The organism is Corallococcus sp. CA047B (assembly GCF_003612065.1).
GTDB classification, from domain to species: domain Bacteria; phylum Myxococcota; class Myxococcia; order Myxococcales; family Myxococcaceae; genus Corallococcus; species Corallococcus praedator.
The window spans coordinates 1-6,087 of the sequence record NZ_RAWD01000452.1 but is presented as its reverse complement, the minus strand read 5'-3'; the positions used below and the strand labels follow the sequence as shown (position 1 = coordinate 6,087).

General features: G+C 73.5%; 5 protein-coding genes and 1 pseudogene. 2 read left to right on the top strand and 4 right to left on the bottom strand.

Translation table 11 applies throughout. The features are described 5' to 3' along the window. Nucleotides 1–437: pseudogene (locus D7X74_RS38615) on the top strand (hypothetical protein); the annotation flags it as partial. A 21-nt stretch (nt 438–458) separates the two neighbouring features. Here D7X74_RS38615 and D7X74_RS38610 read toward each other — a convergent pair. Continuing rightward, complete coding sequence (locus D7X74_RS38610) at nt 459–893, bottom strand: hypothetical protein (protein WP_120537961.1); 435 nt, start codon at nt 891–893, stop codon at nt 459–461. 206 nt (nt 894–1,099) lie between these two features. Between D7X74_RS38610 and D7X74_RS38605 the strand changes: the two genes are divergently transcribed. Next, nucleotides 1,100–3,322, top strand: a complete 2,223-nt coding sequence (locus D7X74_RS38605; RefSeq protein WP_120537960.1) for a spermidine synthase — start codon at nt 1,100–1,102, stop codon at nt 3,320–3,322. Nucleotides 3,323–3,332: 10 nt separating this feature from the next. On the opposite strand, the gene D7X74_RS38600 is transcribed toward D7X74_RS38605, so the two are convergent. From D7X74_RS38600 to D7X74_RS38590, 3 genes are all read right to left on the bottom strand, one after another. Then, on the bottom strand, nt 3,333–4,106 hold the full coding sequence (locus D7X74_RS38600) for a YoaK family protein (protein ID WP_120537959.1): 774 nt from the start codon (nt 4,104–4,106) through the stop codon (nt 3,333–3,335). A gap of 113 nt (nt 4,107–4,219) precedes the next feature. After that, a complete protein-coding gene (locus tag D7X74_RS38595) occupies nt 4,220–4,570 on the bottom strand; it encodes a histidine triad nucleotide-binding protein (RefSeq protein ID WP_120537958.1) in 351 nt (116 codons plus the stop codon). Nucleotides 4,571–4,631: 61 nt separating this feature from the next. Then, nucleotides 4,632–6,087: hypothetical protein (locus tag D7X74_RS38590; RefSeq protein ID WP_120537957.1), on the bottom strand; the 1,456-nt coding region annotated here is incomplete at its 5' end.

Sequence of the window (6,087 nt, the reverse complement as noted above, 5' to 3'; positions counted from 1 at the left end):
CGGCACCCGTGGCTCCCGCGCCGCCGGACGCCGCCCCGCGAGGGGGCGCCCTGGAGGACGATGAGGACATGATCGCTCCGGCCGGGGCCGAGTCCCCCGAGCCGCCGCCTTCCGCCGCGCCGGCCCCGGCCGCGAAGAAGCCGCCCCCGCCTTCACGTGTCCCCCACAAGCGCGCCGCCGCCACGCGCGCTCCCCCGAAGGAAGTCCGGGACACCAAGGCGTCCACCGAACTGGAGCGGGAGTGGACCCAGACGCGGAACCTCTTCCTCCAAATCAAGCGGGACCACGGCTGCGACATCATGCAGATGGCGTGCAGCCGCTTCGATGACTTGTCCTACGACGTGAGCGAGAACGCGGGTGCCAGCGACCCGGCCCTGCTCAAGCGGGTGAAGGACATGTACGAAATGCTGCGGCTGGCGAAGCGGGGCCAGGAGTAGGCCCCGCCCGCGGTGCCCCGCCTAGCGCCGGAGGCCCGCGTCCAGGCGGTCCGTGCCCCCCGCGTCGGGTGCCCCGTGGTTCATGCCGGAGTGCGGGGCCATCGTGTGGGTGCCCGCGTCCAGGCCCGCGCCGCCGGTGCCCTCCGGTCCCCGGTAGCTGTCCGCCAGGCCCGTGCCCAACTGCTGCGTGGCGCCCCCGAGCTGACGCCCGGAGCCGCCCGTGCCCGCGGCGTCGCTGTCGTAGGGCCTGCCGCCCTGGCCCGGGTCCGCGGCGTTGCGGATGCGGTTGTTCACCGTCGTGGAGGCCCGGTCCTCGGTCCCCCGGTGCTGCGACTGCACCGGGTCCTGGAACCCGCTCTGCTCCCGTGGGGGCTGCTCGCTGTTGCAGCCCCAGAGTCCCAGTGCCCCGCCCACGAGCAACACCACCGCACCACGCCCGAAGCCCTTCATCGTCATGTCCCCCTCTGGCGCGGGGAGTCCCGCGCCCTTCCCGTCCCGGAAGTTAGGACCGGAGCCTGGGACGGGCACCCGCGCCGACGGATGCCTGCCCGGTCGGCCGCCGGGCTTTGAGGGGGCGGGCGTTGACAGGGATGCGCTCCAGGCGGGAAACACTGTGCGCGCGGGTCGCTGCCGCTGCGCCTCTCCCCCCGCCCCGAGGCCGCATGGTTCGTTACGCCCTCGCCATCTTCACCAGCGCGTTCCTGCTCTTCGGCATCCAGCCGCTGGCGGGCCGCTACGCCCTGCCGTGGTACGGCGGCACGCCGTCGGTGTGGACCGCGTGCATGCTGTTCTTCCAGGCCGCGCTGCTCGCGGGGTACGCCTATGCGCACGCGGTGGCCTCGCGGCTGCGCCCGCGCACGCAGGCCCTGCTGCACCTGGGCCTGCTGACGGTGGCGCTGGTGGCGCTCGCGGCGCGGGCCGTCTGGACGGGCTCGCCGCTGACGCCCGGGGAAGGCTGGCGCCCCGTCAACGACCACTTCCCCGTGCTCCGGTTGATGGGGATGCTGGCCGTCACCCTGGGCCTGCCCTTCTTCGTGCTGAGCACCACCGGCCCCCTGCTCCAGTCGTGGTTCGCCCGCGCGCGGCCGGGGCGCTCGCCGTACGTGCTGTATGCGCTCTCCAACGTGGGCTCGCTGCTGTCGCTGCTGGGCTACCCCTTCCTGGTGGAGCCCTTCGTGGGCCGCGGCGCGCAGGCGTGGGGGTGGGCCGCGGGCTTCGGCCTCTTCGTCGTCTTCGCCATCGCCTGCGCCGGGGACCTGATTCGCCGCACGACGACGGGGGAGGCCGGGCCGCTCGTGCAGCCTGCCTCCGAGCCCATGGGGGACGCGACGCCCGATGCGCCGCGCCCGGGCGTGAAGCGCACGCTGCTGTGGCTGGGGCTGAGCATGTGCGCGTCGGTGCTGCTGCTGGCCACGACGAACAAGCTGTCCCAGGACGTGGCGGCGGGGCCCTTCCTGTGGGTGATGCCGCTGGCCGTGTACCTGCTCACCTTCATCCTGGCCTTCTCGCGCGAGTCCTTCTACGCGCGCGGCCCGTACTCGGTGGCCCTCATCGCCACGCTGGCCCTGGTGTCCTACGCGCAGAAGGAGGGCCCCTCCCTGCACCTGGGCTGGCAGGTGCTCTTCCACGCCTCCGCGCTCTTCACCGGCGCCATGGTGTGCCACGGCGAGCTGTTCCGCGCCCGCCCGGCCCCGCGCTACCTGAGCGCCTTCTACCTGTGGGTGTCCGTTGGCGGGGTGCTGGGCGGCGTGTTCGTCAGCCTGGTGGCGCCCGCCATCTTCAACGTCTACTGGGAGCACCCGCTGGCGCTGGGCGCCTGCTGCGTCGTGGCGCTGGCGGGCATGATGCAGCGGCCCCCCGGGGAGAAGCTGACGGCCCGCGTGCAGCGCATCCTGCGCGGGGCGATGCTGGTGATGGTGGCGGTGAACCTGATGCTCCTCGTCTCCGGCGCCCAGGGCCGCGTGCGCTTCTCCGAGCGCAACTTCTTCGGCGTGGTGCAGGTGCTGGAGCAGATTCCCGACGACCCGCACGAGCACCAGTTCACCCTGCGCCACGGCGCCATCACCCACGGCTGGCAGTACGTCGACCCGGTGCGCCGCCGCGCCACGACGTCCTACTACTCGCGCGACAGCGGCCTGGGTCTGGCGCTCGCGGAGCAGCGCCGGTGGCGCGGGGCGCTGGGGCTGCCCACCTCGCTTCGCGTGGGCATGCTGGGGCTGGGCGTGGGTGGCAGCGCCGCGCTGCTGGAGGCCGGGGACTCGGCGCGCTTCTATGAAATCAACCCCGTCATCATCGCGCTCGCGCGGGGGCAGGGCGGCTACTTCAGCTACCTGGGGGACTCGCCCGCGAAGATGGAGGTGGTGGAGGGCGACGCGCGCATCTCCCTGGAGCAGGAGCTGGAGCACGGGCCGACGACGCCGTTCGACGTGCTGGCGCTGGACGTCTTCAGCTCGGACGCCATCCCCATGCACCTGGTGACGCGCGAAGCGCTGGAACTCTACCGCAAGCACCTGGCGCCGCATGGCGTGCTGGCGCTGCACATCAGCAACCAGTACCTGGATCTGGTCCCCATCAGCCTGACGCACGCGAAGGCGCTGGGCCTGTTCGCCACGCTCGTCGTCACCGAGACGAAGGGCGACACGCTGTCCAGCAGCTGGGTCCTGCTGAGCCCGGACAAGGAGTTCTCCTGGGGCCCCACCTTCAAGACGACCGCCGCGCGCGTGCGCCGGCTGTCCCTGCGCGGGGAGCCGGACTACGTCTGGACGGACGAGCGCAGCAGCGTGCTCCAGGCCGTGCGCCGCGCCCGGACCCTGGACGACCTGGGCATCGACAAGAACGACGACGCCCCTCCGGCGCAGCCGGTGGCCCGCCCCGAGTCCCCGTAGCCGCGAGCCTTCAGCGGCCCGGCGCGGTGGAGGACGCCGCGCCGGGCAGCGCGGACAGGCGCACGTCCAGAGCGGCCAGCACGCCCAGCACCGCGCACGGCAGCGCCAGCGTCACGGCCCCGTGGCGCAGGAAGAGGAACGGGCCCAGCGTGGAGCCCGCGAGGAACGCCAGCGCCAGGCCCACGTGCAGCCGCGTGCGTTCGAACTGCACGGCGGAGGGCAGGTCGCGCAGGCGGTGCCACAGGCCCGGCGCGCCCTCGCCCCGGAGGCCGTCGCGCACCCACGCCATCATCTGCACCAACTGGATGCCGATGTCCGTGAGCAGCCCCGTCACGTGCGTGGTGCGCACCACCGCGCCGGACAGCCGGGTGACGAGCGCGTTCTGCAACCCCATGGCGAAGGCCAGCGCCCAGAGGAACACCGGCGCGCGCACGCCCACGCTGCCCGCCATCCCCACGCCGATGCCGCCCAGCACCACCGCCTCCAAGAGCAGCGCGGACACGTGCCGGCCCCGCTTGCGGTGCCGCGAGGCATCCAGCAGCACCGCCGCGCACGTGGCCCCGGCGACGAACGATGCCATCAGCTGCGCGGACAGCCAGCCCGAGTCCCGGTGTCCCAGGGCCAGCGACTCGCCCAGCGTCGCCATGTGCCCGGACATGTGGGAGCTGTGCGCGCCCAGCGCCACGAACCCCACGGCGTTGACCGCCCCGGCCACGGCGGCCAGCAGCAGGGCGAGGCGTGAATAGGCGCGGCGTGTCTCGGGCGAGGACTGGGCACTGAACATGGCGGGCGGGCACTCCCTGGGAAGAAGGGGGCCACGCGCCCGTGAACGCTAGACCCGCCGCCCGGCCCTGTCACGGACCCCTGGGGACGGCGGGTTTTCCTTACGGTGGTCCGCTAGCCCGGCGGCCAGTGGAGGGGGCGGCCCGCGAGCAGGTGCAGGTGGATGTGGAACACCGTCTGCCCCGCGTCGCGCTGGGTGTTCATGACCAGCCGGTAGCCCTGGTCCGCGTGGCCGCGCTCGCGCGCCAGCTTCGCCGCGCCGATGTAGAGGCTGCCCACCAGCTCGCGGTCCTCGGGGGTGAGGTCGTTCACCGTGGCGATGTGCTTGCGGGGGATGAACAGGACGTGCGTGGGGGCCTGGGGGTTGATGTCCTCGAAGGCCAGGCAGTGCTCGTCCTGGTAGACGACCTTCGCCGGGATGGCGCCTTCGCGAATCTTGCAGAAGAGGCAGGTGGCTTCGGACATGGCCGTGGCTTAGCAACGCGCCGGGTGGGGCGGAAAGGGCCTTGCCGCCCAATCGTTCCGCTCAGGGCAACCGCCACGAATAGCCGGGGTCCGGCACGCAGGCCGCCACGGGCAGCTTCACCAGCGCCAGCGGACCGTCCCGGGCCACCGTCACGCCCACGCCCTCGTGGCCCGGCAGGGTGATGACGTGGCTGAACAGGCCCGAACCCCGGTGCGGGCCGTTGTGGGGGTACAGCGGCGCGTTCCGGTGGAAGTAGCTGTAGCCCCCCGTCCACGCCTGGTGGACCGTCTCCACCTTCAGGCCGCACACGTCGTCCTGCCGCCCCGCGGCCTCCAGCAGCCGGTTGACCGCGCCCTGGTCGTCCCACGCGCTGTCCTTGGGGCGCACGCGCTCGTACTGGCCCAGGTCACCAAAGGTGAGTCCCCCCGCGCCCGCGCCGGACAACAGCGCCGCCGCCACCACCGCCACCGTGGCCGTGGCCCGCGCGGGGAAGCCCCGAAGCACGCGCAGCACCGAGTCCAGCCCCACGCCCGCCAGCGCCGCCAGCAGGGGCAGCGCCGGCACCAGGAAGCGCAGCTCCTTGTGCGGCTGGTACGCGTGCAGGAGCACGAACGCCGCCGTCAGCGCGGACAGCCCCAGCGCCCGGGGCAGCGCCACCAGCGCCAGCGCTCCCACCAGCACGGACAGCCCCGGCATGGCCCGGCGCAGGATGCGCGGGTAGTAGTCGAAGGCCTCCGTGCCGAACGTGGCGGCCTTGCCCTGCACCAGGTTGAAGTCCAGGTAGACGATGGCGGAGTGGAACCACCGCCCCCAGGTGAGCTTGTCCAGGAGGCCGAAGGCCAGCGCCCACCCGGACAGCACCGCCAGCGCCACGCCCGCCTCGCGCCACCTGCGCCGCGCCAGGAGCACGCCCAGCAGGCCCACGCAGAAGACGCCATTCTGCAGCCGCAGCAGCACCGCCAGCCCCAGCAGGGACGCCCCCGTCACCAGGGCCCGCCGTGACGCCCCCGGGGCCAGCGCCAGGGCCAGTCCCAGCACCACGGGCAGCACGGAGGCGTTCTCGCTCATCGCCCGGGGGGCGAAGTACAGGGGCACCGACGCCAGGGCGAACAGGGCCGCCCCGCCGGAGGCTGCCAGGGTGGAGGCGCCGGACGCGCGGGCCAGGCGCCACGTGGCCCACGCCGTCGCGGTGCCCACCAGCGCGAAGAAGCCCTTCACCAGGGCCAGGTAGCCGGAGGGGTCGGTGAGGCCGACCAGCCGGCCAAGCCCCAGCAGCCCCGCCACCAGGGCGGGCAGGGCCCAGTTCCGGGCGCCCTCGATGAACTCCCAGGCGACCAGCCCGTAGCCGTAGACGAGCCGGTGGGCGGGCTCCAGGCTCTGGTAGACCTCGTCCGGCCAGTAGATGCCGTCGTCGTGGAGCGCCCAGTACAGCCGGAAGGCCGCGCCCGCCGCCAGGGCCAGCGCCAGGAGCACCCCGCCCAGGCGGCGCTCGGCCGGGGCTTCGACCGTGGCTGTC